Origin of the sequence: Streptomyces sp. NPDC052773, assembly GCF_044547145.1 — a bacterium.
In the GTDB taxonomy this organism is placed as follows: Bacteria; Actinomycetota; Actinomycetes; order Streptomycetales; family Streptomycetaceae; genus Streptomyces.
In genome coordinates, this window is record NZ_JBITZX010000016.1 from 52374 (window position 1) to 74378 (window position 22005).

The 22005-nt window shown below is 72.9% G+C and carries 20 protein-coding genes; 8 read left to right on the forward strand and 12 right to left on the reverse strand.

What is annotated here, in order from left to right; all coding sequences use genetic code 11:
• Nucleotides 1-239 precede the first annotated feature (239 nt).
• From ACIG0D_RS28945 to ACIG0D_RS28955, 3 genes are all read right to left on the reverse strand, one after another.
• Nucleotides 240-1277, reverse strand: coding sequence for a TetR family transcriptional regulator (locus ACIG0D_RS28945; protein WP_399806493.1), 1038 nt, complete (start codon nucleotides 1275-1277; stop codon nucleotides 240-242).
• Between the two features lie 91 nt (nucleotides 1278-1368).
• On the reverse strand, nucleotides 1369-1998 hold the full coding sequence (locus ACIG0D_RS28950; RefSeq protein ID WP_399806495.1) for an HAD family hydrolase: 630 nt from the start codon (nucleotides 1996-1998) through the stop codon (nucleotides 1369-1371).
• 10 nt (nucleotides 1999-2008) lie between these two features.
• Nucleotides 2009-3208, reverse strand: a complete 1200-nt coding sequence (locus ACIG0D_RS28955; protein ID WP_399806497.1) for an acetyl-CoA C-acyltransferase — start codon at nucleotides 3206-3208, stop codon at nucleotides 2009-2011.
• Between the two features lie 186 nt (nucleotides 3209-3394).
• Here ACIG0D_RS28955 and ACIG0D_RS28960 point away from each other — a divergent pair, with 186 nt between their 5' ends.
• Entirely contained in the window at nucleotides 3395-4237 is an 843-nt protein-coding gene (locus ACIG0D_RS28960) for an alpha/beta fold hydrolase (protein WP_399806499.1), read from the forward strand.
• A gap of 125 nt (nucleotides 4238-4362) precedes the next feature.
• The gene (locus ACIG0D_RS28965) at nucleotides 4363-5187 is read left to right on the forward strand and encodes a hypothetical protein (RefSeq protein WP_399806501.1); all 825 of its coding nucleotides are present in this window, start codon (nucleotides 4363-4365) and stop codon (nucleotides 5185-5187) included.
• Nucleotides 5188-5298: 111 nt separating this feature from the next.
• On the opposite strand, the gene ACIG0D_RS28970 is transcribed toward ACIG0D_RS28965, so the two are convergent.
• Together ACIG0D_RS28970 and ACIG0D_RS28975 are read right to left on the reverse strand one after the other, a co-directional pair.
• Nucleotides 5299-6072: an SDR family NAD(P)-dependent oxidoreductase gene (locus ACIG0D_RS28970; protein WP_399806503.1), complete on the reverse strand. Its 774-nt coding sequence runs from the start codon at nucleotides 6070-6072 to the stop codon at nucleotides 5299-5301.
• Entirely contained in the window at nucleotides 6069-7076 is a 1008-nt protein-coding gene (locus tag ACIG0D_RS28975) for an NADP-dependent oxidoreductase (protein WP_399806506.1), read from the reverse strand. The genes ACIG0D_RS28970 and ACIG0D_RS28975 overlap by 4 nt, the downstream gene beginning before the upstream one ends.
• A gap of 227 nt (nucleotides 7077-7303) precedes the next feature.
• On the opposite strand from ACIG0D_RS28975, the gene ACIG0D_RS28980 reads away from it, so the two are divergent.
• Nucleotides 7304-8689 (forward strand): MFS transporter, encoded by a 1386-nt coding sequence (locus tag ACIG0D_RS28980; protein ID WP_399806509.1) that lies wholly within the window; start codon nucleotides 7304-7306, stop codon nucleotides 8687-8689.
• 85 nt (nucleotides 8690-8774) lie between these two features.
• Here the strand turns inward: ACIG0D_RS28980 and ACIG0D_RS28985 are convergent, their stop codons facing one another.
• The 4 genes from ACIG0D_RS28985 to lnt form a co-directional block, all read right to left on the reverse strand.
• The gene (locus tag ACIG0D_RS28985) at nucleotides 8775-10766 is read right to left on the reverse strand and encodes a helix-turn-helix domain-containing protein (protein ID WP_399806512.1); all 1992 of its coding nucleotides are present in this window, start codon (nucleotides 10764-10766) and stop codon (nucleotides 8775-8777) included.
• A 94-nt stretch (nucleotides 10767-10860) separates the two neighbouring features.
• Nucleotides 10861-11778: a 3-hydroxybutyrate dehydrogenase gene (locus ACIG0D_RS28990; RefSeq protein WP_399806515.1), complete on the reverse strand. Its 918-nt coding sequence runs from the start codon at nucleotides 11776-11778 to the stop codon at nucleotides 10861-10863.
• A 55-nt stretch (nucleotides 11779-11833) separates the two neighbouring features.
• On the reverse strand, nucleotides 11834-12313 hold the full coding sequence (locus ACIG0D_RS28995) for an NUDIX hydrolase (RefSeq protein ID WP_399806517.1): 480 nt from the start codon (nucleotides 12311-12313) through the stop codon (nucleotides 11834-11836).
• A gap of 67 nt (nucleotides 12314-12380) precedes the next feature.
• Nucleotides 12381-13991 (reverse strand): apolipoprotein N-acyltransferase, encoded by a 1611-nt coding sequence (gene lnt / locus ACIG0D_RS29000; protein WP_399806519.1) that lies wholly within the window; start codon nucleotides 13989-13991, stop codon nucleotides 12381-12383.
• 311 nt (nucleotides 13992-14302) lie between these two features.
• Here lnt and ACIG0D_RS29005 point away from each other — a divergent pair, with 311 nt between their 5' ends.
• Nucleotides 14303-15358: an O-antigen ligase family protein gene (locus ACIG0D_RS29005; RefSeq protein ID WP_399806521.1), complete on the forward strand. Its 1056-nt coding sequence runs from the start codon at nucleotides 14303-14305 to the stop codon at nucleotides 15356-15358.
• Between the two features lie 38 nt (nucleotides 15359-15396).
• Here ACIG0D_RS29005 and ACIG0D_RS29010 read toward each other — a convergent pair whose 3' ends face one another.
• Together ACIG0D_RS29010 and ACIG0D_RS29015 are read right to left on the reverse strand one after the other, a co-directional pair.
• Nucleotides 15397-15942, reverse strand: coding sequence for a hypothetical protein (locus ACIG0D_RS29010; RefSeq protein ID WP_399806524.1), 546 nt, complete (start codon nucleotides 15940-15942; stop codon nucleotides 15397-15399).
• Nucleotides 15943-16067: 125 nt separating this feature from the next.
• Nucleotides 16068-16868, reverse strand: coding sequence for a glutamate racemase (locus ACIG0D_RS29015; protein WP_399806526.1), 801 nt, complete (start codon nucleotides 16866-16868; stop codon nucleotides 16068-16070).
• Nucleotides 16869-16925: 57 nt separating this feature from the next.
• Between ACIG0D_RS29015 and ACIG0D_RS29020 the strand changes: the two genes are divergently transcribed.
• Nucleotides 16926-18101, forward strand: coding sequence for a glycosyltransferase (locus ACIG0D_RS29020; protein WP_399806529.1), 1176 nt, complete (start codon nucleotides 16926-16928; stop codon nucleotides 18099-18101).
• Here the strand turns inward: ACIG0D_RS29020 and ACIG0D_RS29025 are convergent, their stop codons facing one another.
• On the reverse strand, nucleotides 18102-19436 hold the full coding sequence (locus tag ACIG0D_RS29025; RefSeq protein WP_399806797.1) for a TerD family protein: 1335 nt from the start codon (nucleotides 19434-19436) through the stop codon (nucleotides 18102-18104). It abuts the gene before it with no gap.
• A 304-nt stretch (nucleotides 19437-19740) separates the two neighbouring features.
• Between ACIG0D_RS29025 and ACIG0D_RS29030 the strand changes: the two genes are divergently transcribed.
• The 3 genes from ACIG0D_RS29030 (at nucleotide 19741) to ACIG0D_RS29040 (ending at nucleotide 21968) form a co-directional block, all read left to right on the forward strand.
• Nucleotides 19741-20187 carry a DUF6643 family protein gene (locus ACIG0D_RS29030; protein ID WP_399806532.1) on the forward strand — a complete coding sequence of 149 codons (447 nt, stop codon included), beginning with the start codon at nucleotides 19741-19743 and terminating at the stop codon, nucleotides 20185-20187.
• Between the two features lie 42 nt (nucleotides 20188-20229).
• Nucleotides 20230-21054: an MOSC domain-containing protein gene (locus ACIG0D_RS29035; RefSeq protein ID WP_399806534.1), complete on the forward strand. Its 825-nt coding sequence runs from the start codon at nucleotides 20230-20232 to the stop codon at nucleotides 21052-21054.
• Between the two features lie 311 nt (nucleotides 21055-21365).
• Entirely contained in the window at nucleotides 21366-21968 is a 603-nt protein-coding gene (locus ACIG0D_RS29040) for a hypothetical protein (RefSeq protein WP_399806537.1), read from the forward strand.
• The last annotated feature ends 37 nt before the right edge of the window (nucleotides 21969-22005 follow it).

The following is a 22005-nucleotide window of genomic DNA, read 5'->3' on the forward strand; positions in this document are numbered from 1 at the left end:
GGCGCTTGTCCAGGTGACTGGCGACGCCTTCGACGCCGTGGGGCCCGCGGAAGGCCTGAGGCCGAAGCTTTCCGCGCAGCACAGCCCCAACGTTCGCGGCAACCCGCTCCGCCGGGGGGCCTGCGATGCGTTCACCTGTATACTTGAATCCGACGTCAAGTTCAATAATGGGCTCGCGTGGACCCCATGGAGAAAGCCGCCCAGACCCAGGGGGTATGAGCGGCTGCGAGGCGGGCGGATCAGCGGTGGCCGGGGAACCGTAGGGCGTTCGCCCAGAGACGGGTGACCGTGGTCACGAGCTCCTCGAAGTCCACAGGCGTGCCTTCTTCTTGCGGTTCGCCGAGCACGAAGGCGTTGTAGGCCATGACGCTGACCATGCCCGACAGGGCTCGGGAGGCCATCATCGGATCGACCTCACGGTCTGCGACACCTCGCGCCTGCAGCTCGGCGATGCCGCGGGCATTGCGGCGGATGAACGCGTCGGCGCGCCGCCTCCGGAACTCACGGAACTCGGGCTCCACTTGCGCGACCTGTTCGAGCAGGCCCATCAGCTTCGCGTTCCGTTTGTATGCCTCGAGGTATGCGCGATTACTCGCTTCGAGGACCGCGTAGGGATCGTCGGTATCCTGCACCCGGCCCATGCCGGGGTGCATCATGTCCTCCTGCGCCTCCAGGAGGACGGCGGCAAGCACCTCTTCCTTGCTGGCGAAGTAGGTGTAGAAGGATCCCGCCGCGCACTGAGCCTCTTTGGTGATGTCGGTCAGGCGGGTGTCGAGATAGCCGTCCCGTTCGAACACCTTCCGCGCGGCTTTCACCAGAGCGGCCCGTGTCCGTGCTCCACGCTTTGTCGTGGGTGGCTCACGAAGGTGCGAGAGGGGTGCCATGGGCGGCACCTTCTCGCCGTCGATCTCCTCGGGCGCAGTACTGTCCATCCGGGGAACTGTACTTGAATCCGACACCATGATCACGAACCGGCGGACGCCCAGGGCCGGCGGGCGGCAGCGTCGGCGGCCGACGTGTCGCGGGCGAGCGCCGTACGGTGGATGGACCGCTTGAGGATCTTCCCGCTCGGGCCCCTCGGGCAGCGCGTCGACGAACCGGACGATGCGCGGGATCTTGTAGGCGGACAGCCGCTCCCGCGCCCAGCGCGACACCTCGGCCGCATCGAGCTCCGAACCGGGCCGGGCGGCGATGATCGCGGCGACCTCCTCGCCGTAGTGCTCGTCGGGAACGCCGACCACGGCTGCCTCGACGATGTCCGGATGCTCGTAGAGCACCTCCTCGACCTCACCGAGGCAGACGTTGCAGCCGCCGCGGATGATCAGTCCTTGATTCGGTCGACGATGCGCAGGTCGCCGTCGGTGTCGGTCAGGCGGTGATGCCGAAGTGTTCGGCGAGTTGGCGGCGGGTGTCGGCGGCGCTGGTGTGCAGTACGCCCCCGATGCCGATCCGTGCCGCTCCGTCGAGGTTCTGCTGCAGATCGTCGATCATGACTGCCTCCTCGGGTTCGATGCCGAGGCGTTCGCATGCGATCGCGTAGATCCGCCGGGAGGGCTTGCGGATTCCGACCTCGGCGGAGATGACGATCACGTCGGCGACAGCGGCGAGTTCGACGCCGTCGTAGGTTCCGGTACCGAACGAATTGGACACGAGCGCGACGGGACGGCCGGCGGCTCGGAGATCACCGAGCAGCGCGAGCATGTCCTGGTCGATCGACATTCCCACCTGCATGCGGGCCGTGAGCCCCTCGGCCGCCACGTCGGCGCCGTGGGCACGGAGCCGTTCGGCGAATCCCCGCTCGAAGGCTTCGGTGTCGATACGGCCGCACTCGTGGTCGGCCAGGAGGGTGCGTGATGCCTCATCCCGGCCGAGGAGTTCCAGCGGCAGGCGGGGGTCGACGCCGAGCGAGGCGCCGAAGTCGGTGAAGGCCCGCAGCACACTGGAGGTGATGACACCGCCGAAGTCCACCAGGACCGCGGTTCGCGTCTTGTCCGTCACGCCCGGCACGTCAGGCCACCTCGAACAGTCCGGCTGCGCCCATTCCGCCGCCGATGCACATGGAGATCACCACGTACCGGACGCCCCGGCGCTTGCCCTCGATGAGGGCATGCCCCACCAGCCGGGCACCGGTCATTCCGTACGGATGACCGACCGAGATGGCGCCGCCGTTGACGTTGAACCGCTCCGGGTCGATGTGCAGTTCGTCCCGGCAGTACACCGCCTGGGAGGCGAACGCCTCGTTGAGTTCCCACAGGCCGATGTCGTCGATGGTGAGGTCGTGCTGCTTCAGCAGCTTCGGAATGGCGAACACCGGCCCGATGCCCATCTCGTCCGGCCCGCACCCGGCAACGGTCATACCCCGGTAGATCCCCAGCGGTTGCAGTCCGCGGCGCTCGGCCTCCTTCGACTCCATCAGCACCGATGCCGAAGCCCCGTCCGACAGCTGCGAGGAGTTGCCCGCCGTGACGGTGGACTGCGCGCTCACCTGACCGTCGGGCAGCACCGGCGCCAGCCCGGCCAGGCCCTCGAGCGTCGTCGACGCGCGGTTGCCCTCGTCCCGGGTCAGGGTCACCTCCTCGTCCCGCACCTCTCCGGATTGCTTGTCGAGGACCTTCTTGACGCTGGGCAGCGCGACGATCTCCTGGTCGAACCGGCCGGCCTCCTGCGCCGCGGCGGTGCGCTGCTGCGACAGCAGCGCGAACTCGTCCTGGCGTTCGCGGCTCACGCCGTAGCGTTCGGCGACGATCTCAGCCGTGTGCAGCATCGGCAGGTAGATGCTCGGCTTGTGCTCGACCAGCCAGGGATCCGCCATGCGGTGGGTGTTCATGTGGTCGTTCTGCACCAGGGAGATCGACTCGACGCCGCCGCCGACAGTGACCTGCATGCCGTCCGTGACGATCTGCTTGGCGGCCGTCGCAATGGCCATCAGGCCCGACGAGCACTGCCGGTCGATCGACATCCCCGGCACGGTGTCCGGAAGTCCGGCGCGCAGGACGGCCTGACGCGCGACATTGACACCGGTGGACCCCTGCTGCACGGCGCAGCCGAAGATCACATCCTCGACCTCGCCTCCCTCGAGCCCGGCGCGCCGCACGGCGTGCGACAGGGCGTGGGCGGCGAGTTCCTGCGCCTGGGTGTCGTTGAACGCGCCGCGGTAGGCCTTTCCGATCGGCGTCCGGGCCGTCGAAACGATGACTGCTTCCCTCATGTCGCCTCACTGCTCCTTCTGGTTCGGTTGTCCGTGAGCTTCGGGCCGGAAATGCGAGCGCCGTGGGCCGGGAGTCAGCCTCCCGACCGGTTATAGTTGAACTCGACGTCAGGTTCAACCATCCGTAACGCCTTGACAGTCCACTCCCCCGCAGGAAGTCTACCGACCAGTCGGTATGGGAGGTGGATGGTGATCCAGCTGAGCATCCCCACGGGTGCGGGCGTGTTCGACGCCCTCGCGGCGGGTCCGCCCGAAGGCCGCCCGGTGCTGTTGCTGCACGGTTTCCCGCAGACAGGGCTGGCGTGGCAGTGGCAGATCACGGCGCTGGCGGCGCACGGCTACCGGGTGGTGGCACCCGACCAGCGCGGGTACTCCCCCGGCGTACGCCCCCCGCGACCCGAGGACTATCGCATCGGCCTTCTCGTCGACGACGTGGTCGCCATCAGCGAGCAACTGGGCTGGGCGGCGTTCGATCTGGTCGGCCATGACTGGGGAGGCGCGGTGGCCTGGTGGACCGCGCACGCCCACCCCGGCCGCGTACGCACCCTGACGGTTGTCTCGACCCCGCACCCCGGCGCACTGGCCACCACCCTGCGCACCGACCAGGATCAGCGCGCACGCTCCCACTACATGATCGACTGGCGCGAGACACCCGCGACCGAGGAGCGCATGCTCGCCGACGATGCCCGAGAGCTCCGCGATTTCTACGCCGAGAAGGTCCCGCGGGACAGCGCGGACGCCTACGTGCGCCACCTGTCCCGGCCGGGCGCTCTCACCGCGGCGCTGAACTGGTACCGGGCCGGCCGCCCCGACGGCCCGATCGGCGTCGTCGACGTGCCCACGCTGTATGTCTGGAGCACGGAGGACAGCGCGTTCGGCCCGGCAGCCGCACAGGAGACCCGGCGGTGGGTCAAGGGACCGTACCGGTTCGAGACCCTCCAGGGCGTCAGCCACTGGATCCCCGAGGAGGCGCCCGAGACGCTGAGCCGCCTGCTGCTCGAACACCTGCGAGCGCACGGCGAGCCCTGAACCGGCGACGCACACCCCGCTCAGCCAATACCCCATGCGGCGAATAACCCGTGCAGCGATAACCCGTGCGGCGAATAACCCGTCCAGCGCATCCCCACTCGTCGACTCTCCGAAGAGGTGACCTCATGCAGGCAGCAGCACGCTCGGCCTGGCGCCGTCTCGAGCCCGTGCACGCCATGATCTACTTCGTCCCCGAGGGAAGGCGACGGTACGCGGGCCTCGGCCTGAGCGGCCGCGCCGGGTACTTCACGTCCCGGAGCGCCGCGTTCGGCCGAGCCTCCGCCGAGCTGGTCATCTCGACCTTCTACAACTTCAACCCCGATGTCGTACGGCGGTCGGTCGACGGAGTCTGGGACGCGACGACGCCGCAGCAGGTGCTGGACGCGCGGTACGCCGCGGCGGGCGAAGCCCTGCGGCGGGCGGGAATCCACGAGTTGCCCGACCTGCACGAAGTCCTGGCGCTGGCCCGCCAGGCCGCCGAGGCGGCTTGCGAACACGCGCAGGGCCGCCCGCTGTTCGCCGCTCATGCCGCCCTGCCTTGGCCGGAGGAGCCGGTACTGCAGCTGTGGCACGCCCAGACACTGCTCCGGGAGTTCCGCGGAGACGGCCATGTCGCGTGCCTGCTGAGCGAGGGCCTCGGGGGCTTGGAGGCCCTGATTCTGCACGCCGCGACCGGTGAGGTTCCCGTCGGCTTCCTCAAGGCGAGCCGTGCGTGGCCCGAGGAGGAGTGGGCCGGCACCCAGGAGCGCCTGCGCGAGCGAGGTCTCCTCGACGGCGACTCCCTCAGCCCGGAAGGCGTACAGCTGCGCCGGCACATCGAGGACCGCACCGACCGTCTGGCCCTTCCCGCCTACGCCGCCCTGGGTGACGCCGGCTGCGAGCGGCTCGCCGAACTCGCGAGGCCCTTCGGCCGCGCGGTCGTCGACGCGGGCCTTCTCAAACCGGGCTGACCGGGCCCTCGTTGCCTCCGCCTCGTGCTGCCCGGCATCGGCCCGGTGCAGCGAGGTCTCGAAGCAGTGACACCGGCAGCCCGTGGCGGACACGGGCTGCCAGGCGCCTTCTCACGCGCCGACGGGCTTGCCCGGACCGGGCACGTGCCGGAAACGGAACGGCTCCGGGTCGCGTCCGGCCTGGACGAACCAGCACTCCCCGGTGCCGTCGCCGGTGACGATCCGCAGCACCGTGTCCGCCACGACCTCGGCCGGGATGATCGGCAGTTCCTGCTCGGAGAGCATGTCGCGCAGGTGGTCGATGATCCGTGACTCGGCGAACCCCGGGCAGACGGCGTTGAAGCGCACGTTCTCACGCGCGAGAGCCGGTCCCAGGGAGCGTGCGAGTCCCACGACCGCATGCTTGTTGGCCGCGTACAGCGGATCCAGCGGTACCGCGGCCAGGCCCGCCAGGGACGCGGTCGCCACGATCGCTCCACCGCCGCGGGCCCGTAGCGCCGGCAGGACCGCATGCGTGCCGAACACCACGCCGTCGAGGTTGGCCCCCATCGCGCGGCGGTAGCGCGCCAGGTCGAAGTCCTCGCCGACGCCGCATCCGGTCGCCACCCCCGCGTTGAGGAACGCGATGTCGACGCCGCCGCACTGCTGCTCGGCGAAGTCCACCAGCGCACGGTTGGCCTCGAGGTCGGACACGTCGCAGGCGCGGAAATGGCCGCCGATCATCTCGGCCACCTCGCGGCCGCCCCGCGCGTCGAGGTCCGCGACCACGACGCGCGCCCCCGCCTCCGCCAGCGCCAGCGCCGTGGCCCGGCCCAGTCCACTGGCACCGCCGGTGACGATCGCCACCTTGCCCCGGAGCGCGGCCCCTCTCTCGGCGGCCGTCACGCCAGCTCCAGGACGAGCTTGCCGACGTTCTCGCCGCGGAAGAGCATCTGCAGCGTCTCGGGGAAGTCGTCCACGGTCCCCCTGACCACATGTTCCTTGACCTTGATGCGGCCGGCGCCGATCCAGGCGGAGATCTCCCGCGCGGCCTCCGCGTAACGCTTGGCGTAGTCGAAGACGACGAAGCCCTCCATGCGGGCGCGGCGCACCAGCAACGAGAGGTAGTTCGAGGGGCCCTTGACCGGGGTGTCGTTGTTGTACTGACTGATCGCGCCGCACACCACCACGCGCGCGTGCATCGCCAGCCGGGTCAGGGCGGCGTCGAGGATGTCGCCTCCGACGTTGTCGAAGTAGACGTCGATGCCGTCGGGGGCGTGCCGGCGCAGTGCCTTCTTGACGTCGTCGGCGCGGTAGTCGATCGCCGCGTCGAATCCCAGTTCGTCGGTGAGCAGCGCGCACTTCTCCGGCCCTCCGGCGATGCCCACGACCCGGCAGCCCTTGGCCTTCGCGATCTGACCCGCGATGGTGCCGACCGCGCCGGCCGCCCCCGACACCACGACGGTCTCGCCCTCCTTCAGCGCTCCGACGTCCAGCAGGCCGAAGTAGGCGGTCATGCCGGGCATGCCCAGCGCGCCCAGATACGTCGAGGGCGGCGCGAGGGACGTGTCGATCTTCATGGCGCCCTTGCCGTCGGAGACCACGTACTCCTGGACGCCGAACGTTCCGACCACGTGATCACCCGGCTGGAAGTCGGGGTGGTTCGATGCGGTGACCTCGATGACCGATCCGGCGCGCATCACCTCACCGATGCCCACCGGCGGCAGGTAGGAGGGACGGTCGTCCAGCCAGCCCCGCATCGCCGGATCCAGGGAGATCACGCGTGTCCGGCCCGCGAACCGGCCCGGGCCCGGCTCGTCGACGGAACCCGTACAGTGCTCCCAGTCATCGGGTTTGACCTCGCCCACGGGGCGGGCTGCCAGACGGATCTGGCGGTTGGTCGCAGACATCGCGCCTCCTGTCGTCGCGGCTTGCCGTGAGCATACCGACCAGTAGGTACGTCGACTGTGGTGATGTTGGCCACAAGCCGCTCTGGTCGGAAGCTCCGGCGGCATGGGGACAGCGCGCATAGCCCACCGCGGAACTATGGTGTCCCACCACATACGCCTCTGACCTCAGCCTTCCTACGGTGTGGCGACACACAAACGTCCCCACCGCACACGAGGAAGTGGCGCACATGGCCTCCGCAGCATCCGCTCCCCCGACACCGAGCAACCTCAAGCGCATCGTCGCCGCCAGCCTCATCGGCACCACGATCGAGTGGTACGACTTCTTCCTCTACGGCTCCGCGGCGGCGCTCGTCTTCAATCAGTTGTTCTTCCCGGAGTCCGATCCGCTGGTCGGCACGTTGCTGTCGTTCCTGACGTACGCGGTGGGGTTCGCGGCACGCCCGCTGGGGGCGCTGGTGTTCGGGCACTACGGTGACCGGCTCGGGCGCAAGAAGCTGCTGGTGCTGAGTCTGCTGCTGATGGGCGGGGCGACCTTCGCGATCGGACTGCTGCCGACGCACGCGACGATCGGGAGTGCCGCGCCGGTCCTGCTGACCGTGCTGCGGCTGGTGCAGGGCTTCGCGCTCGGTGGCGAGTGGGGCGGGGCCGTGCTGCTGGTGTCGGAGCACGGGGACGCGCGGCGCCGCGGGTTCTGGGCCTCGTGGCCGCAGACCGGCGCGCCGGCGGGGCAGTTGCTCGCCACCGGTGTGCTGTCGCTGCTGACCGCCGTGCTGTCGGACGACGCGTTCAACACGTGGGGCTGGCGGATTCCGTTCCTGCTCTCCGGCGTGCTGGTGATCGTCGGTCTGTGGATCCGGCTGTCCGTCGACGAGTCCCCCGTCTTCAAGCAGGCGCTGGCGCAGGCCGAGGCGCGCAAGGCGACGCGGGCGGCGGACGCCGAGAAGCTGCCGCTGGTGGCCGTGTTGCGCCACCACTGGCGGGACGTGCTCATCGCGATGGGCGCGCGCATGGCGGAGAACATCAGCTACTACGTCGTCACCGCGTTCATCCTCGTCTACGCCACCACCGCCGCCGACGTCTCCAAGCAGACCGCCCTCAACGCGGTCCTCATCGCCTCGGCCGTGCACTTCGCCGTCATCCCGCTGTGGGGCGCGCTGTCGGACCGGGTCGGGCGCCGGCCCGTGTACCTGGTGGGCGCGGTCGGCGTCGCTCTGTGGATGTTCCCGTTCTTCGCGCTCGTCGACACCGGTTCCTTCGGCAGCCTGCTCCTCGCGGTGACCGTCGGCCTGGTCCTGCACGGGGCGATGTACGCCCCGCAGGCCGCCTTCTTCTCCGAGATGTTCGCGACCCGGATGCGCTACTCGGGCGCCTCCATCGGTGCCCAGTTCTCCTCGGTGGCTGCCGGTGCCCCCGCCCCGCTGATCGCGACCGCCCTGCTCGACGCCACCGGCGGCTCCACGTGGATCGCGCTGTACGTGATCGCCGCGGCACTGCTCACGATCGTCGCCGTGGCGGTGGCCAAGGAGACCCGCAACCGCGACCTGGCCGACATCGAGCCCTCCGCGGACGCCTCGCCGCAGAGCGCGCGGACCACGGACGCGCACACCGTCTGACCCGCACACCTTCTGACCCGCACACCATCTGACCCGCAGATCCGCCGACCGCGGTCCGTGTACGCCGGTGCGTACGGGGCCGCGGTCAGTGGCGTTCCGGGGCCGACAGCCGGTGCAGCCGCAGGGCGAGCTGGATCTCGAGGGCGCGTGACGGCGTCTGCCAGTCGTCGCCGAGCAGCCGGGCGACGCGTTCCAGGCGCTGGGCGACGGTGTTGACGTGGACGTGCAGCTCGTCCTTGGTGCGGGCGGGGCTCATCCCGCAGGCGAAGTAGGCGTCGAGGGTGCGCAGCAGCTCGGTGCCGCGTCTCTCGTCGTACGTCACCACCGGGCCGATCGTACGGTCCACGAAACCCGTCACGTCCCGGTCGCCGGCCAGCAGCAGTCCGAGGAAGCCGAAGTCATCGGCGGCGGCGCCGTCTCCGCTGCGGCCGAGCAGGCGCAGGGCGTCGAGGCAGCGGCGGGCCTCCGTGTACGCCCCGGCCACACCGTCGGGGTGGGCGGCGAGGTCCCGTACCGGCGGGGAGGCGCCGACGGTGACCGCTTCGTGGACGGCCGTACCGAGGTGCCGGGCGGTGCGCCGGGCCAGCTCGGTGGCGCTGTCGCCGGGGGCCAGCGGCAGGAGGAGGACCGTGCCGCCGTCGCGGGCGGCGGCCAAGCCCTTGCGGGTGGCGGCGAGGTGGGAGGCGGCGGACCACAGGCGGCGCCGGGCGGCGGCCTCCTGGTCGGCGTCGGCGGCGGGGCCGTCGAGGCGGGCGGCCAGCAGGACGTGGGTGGCGTCGAGGTCGGCGTGCAGCCGGGCGGCGCGCTCGCGCAGCAGCCGCGGGTCGCGGTCACGGGCGTCCAGCAGGTCGTCCAGCAGTTCGCCGCGGACGCGTTGTTCGGCCTCGGCGGCGGAGCGGCGGGCGAGCAGCAGCAGGGAGGTCACCATCGCGGCGCGCTCCAGGGTGCGCTGGTCGACGGGGTCGAGGCCGGGGTGGCCGCGCAGCACCAGCGCGCCGAGGAGTTCCCCGCCGGCGGCGACGGCGGCGATCCAGTCGTCCTGGTGCCGCACCGCGTGTCCTTCGGCGCGGGACTCGTCCAGGGCGCGGGCCGGGGCGCCCGCCGCCTCGGTGAACTCGACGGTGCCGTCGAGGACTTCGGAGACCGCGGCGGCCACGTCGTGCACCCCGCCGCCGCGCAGCACCAGTTCGGCGAGCCGGTCGTGCACCTCGGAGGCGCGTTCGATGACGGCGCTGCGGTCCTGGATGATCTCGTTGGCGCGCTCCAGGCGGGCGAGGGCCGAGCGGGTCTCGGTGAGCAGGTTGGCGGTGTCGATGGCGGCGGCGGCCAGCGCGGCGAAGGAGCCGAGCAGCGCAATCTGCTCGCGTTCGAAGACCCGGGCTCGGCGGTCGGCGGCGAAGAGCACCCCGATGACCTGCTGCCCCAGCATCAGCGGCACGCCGAGGATGGCGACCAGTCCCTCGTCGCGCACGCCCGCGTCGATGGCCTCGGTGTGCTGGAACCGGTCGTCCTGGAAGTAGTCGTCGGTGACGTACGGCCGGGCCGTCTGCGCGACGAGGCCGCCCAGGCCCTCGCCCATGCCGAGCCGCAGCTGCTGGAAGCGGGCCGCGACCGAACCCTCGGTGACCCGCATGTACGTGTCGCCGCGGACCGGGTCGTTGAGGCTGAGATACGCCACGTCGGTGCCGAGCAGGGAGCGGGCGCGCTGCACGATCGCCTGGAGGACGGCGTCCACGTCGCGCAGCCCGGCGAGGTCGTGGGCCGTCTCGAACAGCGCCGACAGCTCGGCCTCGCGGCGCCGCCGCCCTTCCAGCTCGGCCCGCACCCGCAGCGCGAGCAGCTTGGCGCGCTCCAGCGCGGCGATCCGCTCGCTCGGCTGCCCCTCGGCGCGGGCGAGCAGCACTGGCTGCTCGTAGGCGTCGACGGACGCGCCGCGCGCCAGCAGCTCGAGGAACGGCGCCTCGGCAGCGCCCTCCGGCGGGGTGAGGGCGGTGGCGGGCACCGCCGTCACGCCGTCGGCGGGCGCCTCTCCTCCCCCGGCGGGGCGCTGGGCGGACTGCACATGATCGCGGGACATGCTCACAGGATTCACCATGACGCGGTCACCCCGGCAGCCCTGTGGACAACTCCGGGCCGCCTGGGGGACCCCGTGCGCGGTCGGACCGCCGGGCTCAGTGCGCGGTCCAGCCGCCGTCGAGGACCAGCGAGGTCCCGGTCACGAAGGACGCCTGCGGCGCGCAGAGGTACGCCACCGCCTCCGCGACCTCCTCCGGCTCGATGAGCCGCTTCACCGCGCTGTCCTGGAGCAGCACCTCCGAGAGGACCCGCTCCCGCGGGATGCCGTGCGCCCGCGCCTGGTCGGCGAGCTGCCGCTCGACCAGCGGGGTGCGCACGTACCCGGGGTTCACGCAGTTCGAGGTGACACCGTGCGGCGCGCCCTCGAGCGCGGCGGTCTTGGACAGGCCCTCGAGGCCGTGCTTGGCGGCGACGTACGCCGACTTGTACGGCGAGGCCCGCAGCCCGTGCACGGAGGAGATGTTCACGATCCGGCCCCAGCCCTGCCCGTACATGTGCGGCAGGGCGCCGCGGATCAGCCGGAACGGCGCCTCCAGCATCACGGTGAGGACGGTGTGGAAGACGTCCGGCGGGAACTCCTCCAGCGGCCGGACCAGTTGCAGTCCGGCGTTGTTGACGAGGATGTCGGTGCCTGCGGCGACGAGTTCGGCGGCGTCCAGGTCGGTGAGGTCGAGGACGTGCGGCTCGACGGTGCCGGCCAGGTCCGTGGCCTGCTCGGTGAGCGCGGCGAGGCCGGCGTCGTCCCGGTCGACCGCTCTGACCTTGGCCCCGGCGGCCGCGAGCCGCAGCGCGCAGGCGCGGCCGATGCCACCGGCGGCACCGGTGACGAGGGCGGTACGGCCCCCCAGGTCGAGCGGGGACAGGGAGAGCCCGGCCGGAGGGCCGTAAGGCGCAGGCGGGGGGCCGGAAGGTCCGGCCGGAGAGCCGGACGGCCCGGGCGGGGAACCGGAGGGACCGGGCGGAGGGCCGGAGGATCCGGGCGGAGGGCCGGGAAGGTCATGCGGCGGGGTCATGACCTCGACCCTAGGCAGCAGCCGACCCCCGCCCCATGTGGTCAACCACCACAGTTCACTGCGAGGTCATAGGGTCGAACCACGTGGGTCCGTCCGACATGGCCTGCTTGATCCGCAGCAGCCCGAACTCGTTCAGCTCCGGCAGCGCGTCGACCTCGAACCAGCCGACCTCCAGCGACTCGTCGTCGTTGACCCGCGCCTCACCGCCCACCGCGCGGCAGCGGAACGTGATGTCCATGTACTGGCAGACGTCGCCGTTCTCGTACGTGACCGGCTCCAGCGCCTGGACGACGACCACCCGCTCGGGGACGCACCGCACCCCGGTCTCCTCCTGGACCTCGCGCACCGCGCAGGCCGCCGGCTGCTCGCCCGGGTCCGGGATGCCGCCGATCACCGACCACCTGCGGGTGTCGGCGCGGCGGTTGAGCAGCACTCGGCCGTCGTCGTCGAAGACGATCGCGGTGACCCCGGGGAGCCACAGCAACTGGTGTCCGGCGGACGCCCGCAGGGTGCGGATGAAGTCAGGAGTAGCCATGCGCCCGACCCTAACGGCCCGTTCGGCCCGCCCCCGGCGGTTCCGGGGGCGTACGGCGGTCGTACGGTTACACGTCACCCGCGCGCCGCCCGCGCGCCGCCGCGGCGACCGCCCAGCCGAGGCCGCCCGCGGCGACCAGTACGAGGGCGATCTCCGGCAGGACGCCGAGCCGGGCGGCGGGGGTCTGGGAGGAGCGCAGCGGCACCTCCTGCACCAGGGAGTCCGCGACGAACATGCCCGTCTTCTGGGTGATCGTGCCGTCCGGCAGGATGATGGCGCTGACGCCGCTGGTCACCGGCACGGTGACGGTCCGGCTGTGCTCGACCGCGCGGATCCGCGACATGGCGAGCTGCTGGTAGGTCATCTCGCTGCGGCCGAAGGTGGCGTTGTTGCTCGGCACGGAGATCATCTGCGCGCCGTGGGTCACGGTGTCCCGCACGGCCCAGTCGAAGGCGGCCTCGTAGCAGGTGGCGAGGCCGACCCGGACGCCGTCGAGGGTGAACACGCCCGGCTCGTCGCCCCGGCTGAAGTCCTGGCGGACCATGCTGGTCCAGTTCTCGTTGATCGCGTCGAGGAGCGAGCGCAGCGGCAGGTACTCGCCGAAGGGCTGGATCTGCCGCTTGTCGTAGGTGTCGACGGGACCCTTCTCGGGGTCCCACAGGATCTGCTCGTTCAGCAGCCTGCCGTCGCGTTCCACGACACCGCCGACGGAGACCGGCACGCCGACGGCCTTGGCGGCGCCGTCGATGACCGCGCGGGCGTCGGCGTTGGCGAAGGGGTCGATGTCGGAGGAGTTCTCCGGCCAGAGCACGAAGTCCGGCCGGGGCACCTTCCCGGCCTTCACCTCGGCGGCCAGCCGCTCGGTCTCGCGCGCGTGGTGGTCGAGCACCGCGCGGCGCTGGGCGTTGAAGTCGAGACCCGCGCGGGGCACGTTGCCCTGGACGACGGCGACCGTGGCGGTGCCGTTCTCGGCCTTGTCGCTGACCAGCGGCAGGGCGGCGAGGGCCGCGAGCGGCGGTACGGCCAGGCCGGCCAGCGCCGCGACGGCCGTGGACCGCCGGACCGCGCGGTCGCGGCGGGCCTCCACCGCGAGCCGGATCACCTCGCAGAGACCGAAACCGCACAGGACGACCGCGAAACCGAGCAGCGGAGTGCCACCGACGGCGGCGAGCGGCAGGAAGACGCCGTCGGCCTGGCCGAAGGCGATCTTGCCCCACGGGAAGCCGTGGAACGGCACGCGCGCGCGTGCGGCCTCGCCCGCGATCCACACGGCCGCCGCCCACACCGGCCAGGCGGGCAGCCGGGACACGGCGGCGACGCCCGCGCCGACCAGGGCGACGAACAGCGCCTCGATCGCGACCAGCGCGAGCCAGGGACCGGGGCCGACCTCCACGCCGGTCCACACCAGCAACGGCAGCAGGAAGCCGAGGCCGAAGAGATAGCCGAGGCCCAGGCCCGCCTTCACACCGCGGCCGCGCAGCACCCAGCCGAAGGCGGCGAAGGCCGGCAGGGCCAGCCACCACAGGGTGCGGGGCGGGAAGCTGACGTAGAGCAGCACTCCGGAGAGCGCCGCGGTGGCGGCCGGGACGAGGCGCAGCAGGCGCGCACCGCGCGGGGCGGGCGCGATCCGCGGCTGGACGTCGTCCGACTCGCCGACGGAGGTTGCGGTGACGGTCACTCCGGGAGTCTACGGCGGCCTCCCCCGAGGCCGACAGCGTGGCCGTCCCCGTCGGCGTCCTCCCTCCGGCCGCCACCGCCGTCGTCCCGCACCCACCCCTGCCGTATCGTTTCCGCACATCTCCCGCGGACGCATCCACAAACCGCCCACCAGCCGTTACGGTGTGCCGGGACCTTGAGCCGCCCGGCGGGGATTCCGGCGACCGCGTGGGGACGCGGCCGTTCGGCAGAGGCATGGGCGGCGGACGGGGACGCGGGCGGAGGACGGGTCCGCCACAGGTCGGGGGACCGGTTTCGGGGGCGGGTGGGGTCATGGGATCCATGGGGACGGCGTCGGTGGCCGGTGAGGACACGGACGACGAGCGAAGAAACGTTTCCGATGCGGCGGGTGTGGCCGTACTCGGCGCCTGTGCCGCGTGGTCCCTGATCACGGCGGCGGCGCACGGCGGCCGGCCCGAAGGCGTGCTGCTGGCCGTGCTCGCCGTGGCCGGCGGATACGCCGCCGGACGGATCTGCGCCTCGCTGCTGCCGGTCGCCGCGCCCTGCGCCGGGGCCCTGGCCGGACTCGGCCTGACGGTCGCCGTACCGCACCTCGCACCGGGTCCGCAGCCCGGCCCTCCGCTCGGGCACGCCGGGGCCACCGCCGCCCTGCTGGCCCTGGCCACGGGCGCCGCCTGCTGCGCCGCCTGGTCGGCCCGCGCCGGTGTACTGCGGCCGGTGCTCGGCGCGCTGGCCGTCGGGATCGCGGTGACCGCGGCCGTCGTGGGTTCGACGACCGGTGCCGTCGCCTGTACGGCGGTGCTGCTGGCCTCGCTCGCCGCCGGCCGCGTACGGCGCCGGGGACCCGCCCTCGCGGCGCTCGCGCTGACCGCGCTGCTGGTCGCCGGCGGGGCCTGGGCGGTCGCCGGGCGAGTGCTGCCGCCCGGGCTCACCGCGTCGCTGGAGGGACTGCTGACTCCGCACCGGGTCGAGCTGTGGCGGGACGCGTTGGCCCTCGCGCGCGGGGATGCCGCGCTGGGTGTGGGGCCGGGGCGGTTCGAGGAGCTGAGCCAGGCCGTGGCCGCGTCGCCGCTGTCCGACGGCAAGCCGCACTCGGCCCTGTTGCAGCAGGCGGCCGAGCAGGGCGTCGTAGGGCTGCTCCTGCTGGCGGCGGTGTTCTGCTGGATGCTCTACACGCTGTGGCGCACCGCGCGCCCCACGCCGGTGGCGCTGACCGCGGGCGCGGCGCTGGCGGCGCTCGCGGCGATCGCCGCGGTCGGCAACGCGCTCAGCTTCACCGCGGTGACGGCGGGTGCGGGACTGCTGGCGGGACTGGCGACCGCACGGCCCATGACACAGGAACCGTCCCGACGGGCGGGGCAGCCGTGAGCGGAGCCCTGATGGGCGCCCCGAGCCGGTTCCGGGCGTCAGCCGGCCGCTCCGGGGGCCCGGGGCATCAGGCGGTCCCTGATCACCCGTACGGCCGACTCGGCGTCGTCCACGGTGACGGTGAGGGTGTGGCCGTCCCACAGCCTCAGGATGATGCCCTCGCCGCGCCGTACGACGACGGCGGTGCCCTTCTCAGGAAGCCACCGGTAGCCCCAGCCGCCCCAGTGACGCGGCGTGACGTGCGGCTCGAAGTCAGCGCCCACGACGTCGGACAGCGGGATGCGGCGGCGGGGTACGCCGATGTGCCCGCAGCGGATCTCCAGGCACTCCCGGTCCACCCGCAGCGCGACGTGTACGAAGGCCAGGGTGCCGAAGAGGACCAGCAGCCCGGCGGCGATGCACCCGACGACGGCCATGACCAGCGGGGCGATGCCGTTCGTCCACGCGGAGTCCACGGCCAGCTCGATGCCCAGCGCCAGACAGGCGGCGCCGACGAGCGCCATCAGCCACTGGACCCGGTTGGTGGCCCGGCCGGTCCAGACGTCGGGGTGGGGGGAACGCGCGTCGCGGGGGTGGTCCCTCATGTTTTTGAGGTTACTCAGCTTTCGCTGCGCGGGTAGCCCGTCGCCCACCGTGACTGGCCCACCCGGGGTCCTCCCCGCCACACGGCCCCGCGACCGGCAGGGTCGGCGCGGCTCGGCCGGCAAGGTCAGCGCGGGTCGGCCACCGGCGCCGGAACCGCTCGCGTGAGCAGGCGCCCCTCCTCGTAGGCCAGCGCGGGCTCGGGCAGCGCTCCCTCGCGTCCGCTCAGCAGCACCGTCACACCGCCGCGCGCCGCGCTCTCCGGCGCGGGGCGGGCGCTGATCCGGCGCAGCGCCTGCGCGGCGACGGCGCCGGCCGAGCCGTGCAGGACCAGCGGCGGACGGCCCGGCTGCCGGACGGCGGCGCGGATGCGCTCGGCGACGAGTTCGTAGTGGGTGCAGCCCAGGACGACGGTCGTCACCTCGTCCGGGGTCAGCTCGGCCGCCGCCGCGACGGCCGCGTCGATCGCCGCATCGTCCGCCTGCTCCACGGCCTCGGCGAGCCCCCAGCACGGGACCTCGGTGACCGGTACCCCGCCGGCGAAGTCCCGGATGAGTCCGCGCTGGTAGGGACTGCCGGTGGTGGCGGGTGTGGCCCAGATCGCGACCGGGCCGCCGCCGGCCGCGGCAGGCTTGATCGCCGGGACGGTGCCGATGACCGGGATGTCGGGCTCCAGGCGGGCGCGCAGCGTGGGCAGGGCGTGCACGGTCGCGGTGTTGCAGCCGACGATCAGGGCGTCGGGCCGGTGCGCGGCGGCGGCCTCGGCGACGGCCACGGCCCGCTGGGTGAGGTCCTCCGGGGTGCGCGGTCCCCAGGGCATGCCGTCGGGGTCGAGGGAGAGCACCAGATCGGCGTCGGGGCGGAGGCGCCGTACCGCGGCGGTCGCCGCCAGCAGCCCGATTCCTGAGTCCATGAGCGCGATCTTCACCCGGCCACGATAGTCGATGTGCCCTCGCCGCCCGCTCCCGTGGGGCACACTGCGCGGGTGAGCGCCCTCGCATGGACCGCCGCCGGTTCCCTCGCCGCCTGGTTGTGGCTGCTGCTCGGCCAGGGCTTCTTCTGGCGTACGGACGTCAGACTGCCACCGCGCCGCGACCCGGCCGACTGGCCGTCCGTCTGTGTGGTCGTGCCGGCCCGCGACGAGGCGGAGGTGCTGCCGGTGAGCCTGCCGTCGCTGCTCGGCCAGGACTATCCGGGGCGCGCGGAGGTGTTCCTCGTCGACGACGGCAGTAGGGACGGCACCGGGGAGCTGGCGCGGGAGCTCGCGCGCGGGCGGGGCGGGCTGCCGCTGACCGTGGTCTCGCCCGGCGAGCCGCCCGCGGGCTGGACCGGGAAGCTGTGGGCGGTGCGCCACGGCATCGGGGAGGCACGCGCGCGTACCCCCGAATATCTGCTCCTGACGGACGCCGACATCGCACACGCCCCGGACAGTCTGCGCACGCTGGTCGCCGCGGCCCGCACCGGTGGCTTCGACGTGGTCTCGCAGATGGCGCGGCTGCGGGTGGAGAGTTTCTGGGAGCGGCTGGTCGTGCCCGCGTTCGTCTACTTCTTCGCGCAGCTGTACCCGTTCCGGTGGATCGGCCGGCCGGGCGCGCGGACGACGGCCGCTGCGGGCGGGTGCGTGCTGCTGCGGACGGAGGCCGCCGAGCGGGCGCGGATCCCGGACGCCATCCGGCATGCCGTCATCGACGACGTGGCCCTCGCGCGCGCCGTCCGGACGAGCGGCGGCCGGCTCTGGCTGGGGCTGGCCGAGCGGGTGGACAGCGTCCGGCCGTATCCCCGGCTGCACGACCTGTGGCGGATGGTGTCGCGCAGCGCCTACGCCCAGCTGCGGCACAACCCGCTGCTGCTGCTCGGCACGGTCGCCGGACTGGCCGTGGTCTATCTGGTGCCGCCGGTGGCGCTGGTCGGCGGAGCGCTCGCGGGCGACACGGCGGCGGGGGCGCTCGGTGCCGGGGCGTGGCTGGTGATGGCGGGGACGTACGTGCCGATGCTCCGCTACTACCGGCAGCCTCCGTGGCTCGCTCCCCTGCTGCCGTTCACCGCCTTCCTCTATCTGCTGATGACGGTCGACTCGGCGGTGCAGCACTACCGGGGGCGTGGTGCGGCCTGGAAGGGCCGCACCTACACCCGTCCGGACGCCGTCGCGGACGAGGGCTGATCACTTCCGTCCGGGCGTCCAGTTCATGCCCCAGCCGTAGGCGTGGTCGACGGTGCGCTGCGGGCTCACCCCGTGCTCGGGGATGAGGTAGCGGGCCTCGCGCCGGACGACGAGGTCGCCGCCGGTGTTGGTGATCAAGGCGAGCGCGCAGACCGGGGAGGGGACCGTGCACTCGTCCAGGGAGAAGTCGACGGGGGCGCCGTGCTGCGGTTGCAGGGTGACCGTGGCGTGCAGGTCGGCGAAGGAGCGGGCGCCCTCGTAGATGGTGACGAAGACGAGGATGCGCCGGAAGGCGTCCTTGTAGTCGAGGTTGACGGTCAGGTTCTCGCCGGACGCGACGGCACCGGTGCGGTCGTCGCCGTCGAGATGGATGTACGGCGGCCGGTGCAGCGAGCCGAAGGCGTTGCCGAGGGCCTGGACGACGCCCTTGCTGCCGTCGGCGAGTTCGTACAGGGCGCACAGGTCGAGGTCGAGGTCGGAGTGGGTGGCGACGGCCCGGCCCAGCTTGCCGCCCCACCCCGAGAACTGCTTGCGCACCTGCCAGTTGAGGTTGACCCGCAGCGCGCCCGAGGTGCCGCCCTGCTTGGCGAGGGACACGGTGGGGGCGGCCTTGGTGAGCGTGACTTTGGTGAGCCGGACGGGTGCGGCGGCAGGCGGGGCGGGCGGGGTCGGTGTGAAGGGTGCCGTCATCTGTGGGGCCGGCCGGGCGGGAGGTGCGGGCGTCGCGTGGGGCGCGGGCGTCGCGGGCGGAGGGGGTGCCACCGGCGGCGTGGCCGTCACGGGATGCGCGGGCGGCACGGCCGGTGCGGTGTGCTGCGGTTCGTCGACGGTGATGCCGAAGTCGGTGGCCAGGCCCTCCAGGCCGCTGCCGTAGCCCTGGCCGACCGCGCGGAACTTCCAGGCGCCCCGGCGGCGGTAGAACTCGCCGAGCACGAAGGCGGTTTCGACCGTCGCGTCCGCGCTGTCGAAGCGGGCCACCACGCCTCCCCGCGCGGCGTCCCTGACCTCGATGGACAGCTCCGGCACCTGTCCGAACGTGCCGCCGTCGGCGGAGGCGGCGAGCACCACCGTCTCGACGGCGGGCTCCACGCGCGCGAGGTCGACGAGCAGGGTGTCGGTCACCCGGCCACCCACCTCCCTCTTGCCCTCGTGGCGGATGGCGCCGGAGGAGTGGACGGGCTGGTTGTAGAAGACGAAGTCGCCGTCGGAGCGGACCTTTCCCCCGACGAGCAGCAGTGCCGAGGCGTCCACGTCGGGGACGCCCGGCCCGCCGCGCCGGCCCACCTCGACCCGCAGGGCCGTCGTCGGCACCGGCGTATTCGCTCCTTTGAGCATGGACATGTCCGCCCCCCTCGCGCGTTCTCCGGGTTCTCCGGACGCCCAACCTATTGCCCGCGGCGGCGAAGTCCCACAGGGCGTGCGCGATAGCCCCGCACGCCCCCTTCGAGAGCTGTACGAAGATCAGACGGCAACCGGCGGTAACCCGCTCGGAGCTGAGCCTTTACACATTCCGAACGCCACGCGGCGCCCCATTTTCCCGAGTTCGCTCGTATTGGGGATCCGGCGTCACCGCAGACACGGAAAACAACCCCATTATCGGTCTCCCCAACCAGCACATCGTGGGCTTAACTTATGTGCCATGACCTCCCCCCGCTCCACTTATGGTGGCGGCTACTACTCCGCCTCCTTCCCGGACACTCCGATCTACGACTCCCTCGTGGCCGAGCGGGGCACCCCGCAGATCGCCCCGATCCGGGTCCCCGCCGCCTACGACACGCCGGCCGCCCCGTCGCTGCCCGCGCTGCCGTCGGCCCTCCCCGCCCTCCCGGCGGCCCCCGCCCAGCCCGCCTACGGCTATCCGCAGCAGCACGCGCAGCCCGCGCCGCTGCAGCACGCGGCGCCGACGGCGTACATCCCGCAGCAGGCCACCGCGCCCCGCGGGTATCCGGGCCCGCAGGCTCCGCAGCAGCCACGCCCGGCCGCCGCGCCGGGCAGCGGCTACGAGGCGATGCGCCCCGCGGCGCCGCGCCCCGCGCCCGCTCCCTACCAGGACCCGTACAACAACCAGCAGTACCGCGGCTACTGACCGCCTCCCCGGGCCGTCGGCGCCACCTGGCACGATGACCCCATGGGGAACGCGGAGCTGCAATCGATACATGTCCATCCGGTCAAGGCGTTCCGGGGCCTGTCGCTCCCGGAAGCCCTCGTGGAGCCCTGGGGGCTGGCCGGAGACCGACGCTGGGTGCTGATCGACGACGGGGGAAAGGTCGTCACGCAACGCCAGCAACCGCGCCTCGCGCTGGCCGCCGCCGAGCTGATGCCCGGCGGCGGCCTTCGGCTGTCCGCGCCCGGCCTCGACCCGCTGACGGTGTCCGTGCCGGAGCCGGCGGACACCGTGCCGGTGGAGATCTGGCGGGACAAGGTGGAGGGCGTCCCTGCCGACGCCGCCGCGCACGCCTGGTGCAGCGCCTACCTGGGGATCGACGTCCGCCTGGTGCACATGGACGATCCCGCCACCCGCCGCCCCGTCGACCCGGAGTACGCGCTGCCCGGCGAGACGGTGAGCTTCGCCGACGGCTATCCGCTGCTGCTCACCTCCGCGGCCTCCCTCGACGCCCTCAACTCGCTGATCGCGCGGGGCGACCACGCCACGGAGGGCCCGCTGCCGATGAACCGCTTCCGGCCGAACCTGGTCGTGGCCGGCACCGCGCCCTGGGCGGAGGACGACTGGACCCGGCTCGCCGTCGGAGAGGTCGAGTTCCGGGTCGCCAAGCCGTGCGGGCGGTGCGTCGTGACCACGACCGACCAGTCCAGCGCCGAGCGCGGCCGGGAGCCCCTGCTCTCCCTGGGCCGCCACCGCCGCATCGACGGCAAGCTGGTCTTCGGCCAGAATCTGGTGCCCCTCTCCCCCGGCACCGTCCGGGTCGGCGACCCGGTGCGCGTCCTCGGCTAGCCGAGACCGCGGCGAGGCCGCGGCGGGGGCTGCCACGGTGGCGGGGTTCCGCGAGGCGGCGTCGGAGGCCGGCTGGGGCGATCCCGCAGCGACGAGATCCCGCCAAGTCGGCGACGCACGGGAACCGCGGTGCGCGGCCCGCACGTTGGCGTTTCGTGAGAAGTTCATGAGGACCCGGCCGCAGGCACCGCCACGGTCACCGGCGCGGTCGCAGCCCCCGCCCCGCGGGAGCGGCCGCACCGCCGTCGGCCGGGTTCCTCACGTGGACGGCTCCGCCGGAGATGGTCACGAAGCGGGAAGGGGGTGCGGGAGTGCGAGCCCTGAGCGGACTCTGGCGCTGGCGGCACAATCCGCTGCGCCGTGCGACCGACCTGGCCGAGGCCTGGCTGGCCCTGACGGCGCTGCTGCTGATGCTCCTCGTCGCGCCCCTGCTCGGCGTCCTCGTCGGCTCCTCCGCCCAGGAGTCCCTGCAACGCTCGGCGCGTGAACAGCGCCTGACCCGCCACCAGGTGACGGCCACCGTGATCCGCCGCCTGGAGCGCGGCCCGCTGGAGGCCGACCCCGAGACCGCCACCCGTGACACCCGCACCCGAGTCCTCGCCGACTGGACCGCGCCGGACGGCAGCGCGCACCAGGGACCCGTCCTGGCGCAGCTCAAGTCCGCGGAGCCCGGCGCCCGGTTCAGACTCTGGACGGACTCCCGGGGTCATCTGGTGAGCCGCCCCCTGGATTCCGCAGCCGCCACCACGCACGCCGTCCTCGCCGGGTTCGGCACCGCCCTGCTGACCGCGGGCCTCGTCGAGACCGGCAGACGGCTCGTTCTGTGGCGCATGGTCCGCCGCCGCCACGCCCGCCTCGACCGGGCCTGGGAACAGGCCGGACCGGACTGGGGCAGAACCGGCGCCGACAGCTGAATCCGCCCTCCGGCGACGGCGGTCGGCCGCCTTCCGG

Coding starts and splice junctions, on each gene's coding strand:
- ACIG0D_RS28955 (WP_399806497.1), bottom strand. CDS start 3,208: ATGAGGGAAGCAGTCATCGTTTCGACGGCCCGGACGCCGATCGGAAAG.
- ACIG0D_RS28960 (WP_399806499.1), top strand. CDS start 3,395: ATGGTGATCCAGCTGAGCATCCCCACGGGTGCGGGCGTGTTCGACGCC.
- ACIG0D_RS28965 (WP_399806501.1), top strand. CDS start 4,363: ATGCAGGCAGCAGCACGCTCGGCCTGGCGCCGTCTCGAGCCCGTGCAC.
- ACIG0D_RS28975 (WP_399806506.1), bottom strand. CDS start 7,076: ATGTCTGCGACCAACCGCCAGATCCGTCTGGCAGCCCGCCCCGTGGGC.
- ACIG0D_RS28980 (WP_399806509.1), top strand. CDS start 7,304: ATGGCCTCCGCAGCATCCGCTCCCCCGACACCGAGCAACCTCAAGCGC.
- ACIG0D_RS28985 (WP_399806512.1), bottom strand. CDS start 10,766: ATGTCCCGCGATCATGTGCAGTCCGCCCAGCGCCCCGCCGGGGGAGGA.
- ACIG0D_RS28990 (WP_399806515.1), bottom strand. CDS start 11,778: ATGACCCCGCCGCATGACCTTCCCGGCCCTCCGCCCGGATCCTCCGGC.
- ACIG0D_RS28995 (WP_399806517.1), bottom strand. CDS start 12,313: ATGGCTACTCCTGACTTCATCCGCACCCTGCGGGCGTCCGCCGGACAC.
- ACIG0D_RS29005 (WP_399806521.1), top strand. CDS start 14,303: ATGGGATCCATGGGGACGGCGTCGGTGGCCGGTGAGGACACGGACGAC.
- ACIG0D_RS29010 (WP_399806524.1), bottom strand. CDS start 15,942: ATGAGGGACCACCCCCGCGACGCGCGTTCCCCCCACCCCGACGTCTGG.
- ACIG0D_RS29025 (WP_399806797.1), bottom strand. CDS start 19,436: ATGCTCAAAGGAGCGAATACGCCGGTGCCGACGACGGCCCTGCGGGTC.
- ACIG0D_RS29030 (WP_399806532.1), top strand. CDS start 19,741: ATGACCTCCCCCCGCTCCACTTATGGTGGCGGCTACTACTCCGCCTCC.
- ACIG0D_RS29035 (WP_399806534.1), top strand. CDS start 20,230: ATGGGGAACGCGGAGCTGCAATCGATACATGTCCATCCGGTCAAGGCG.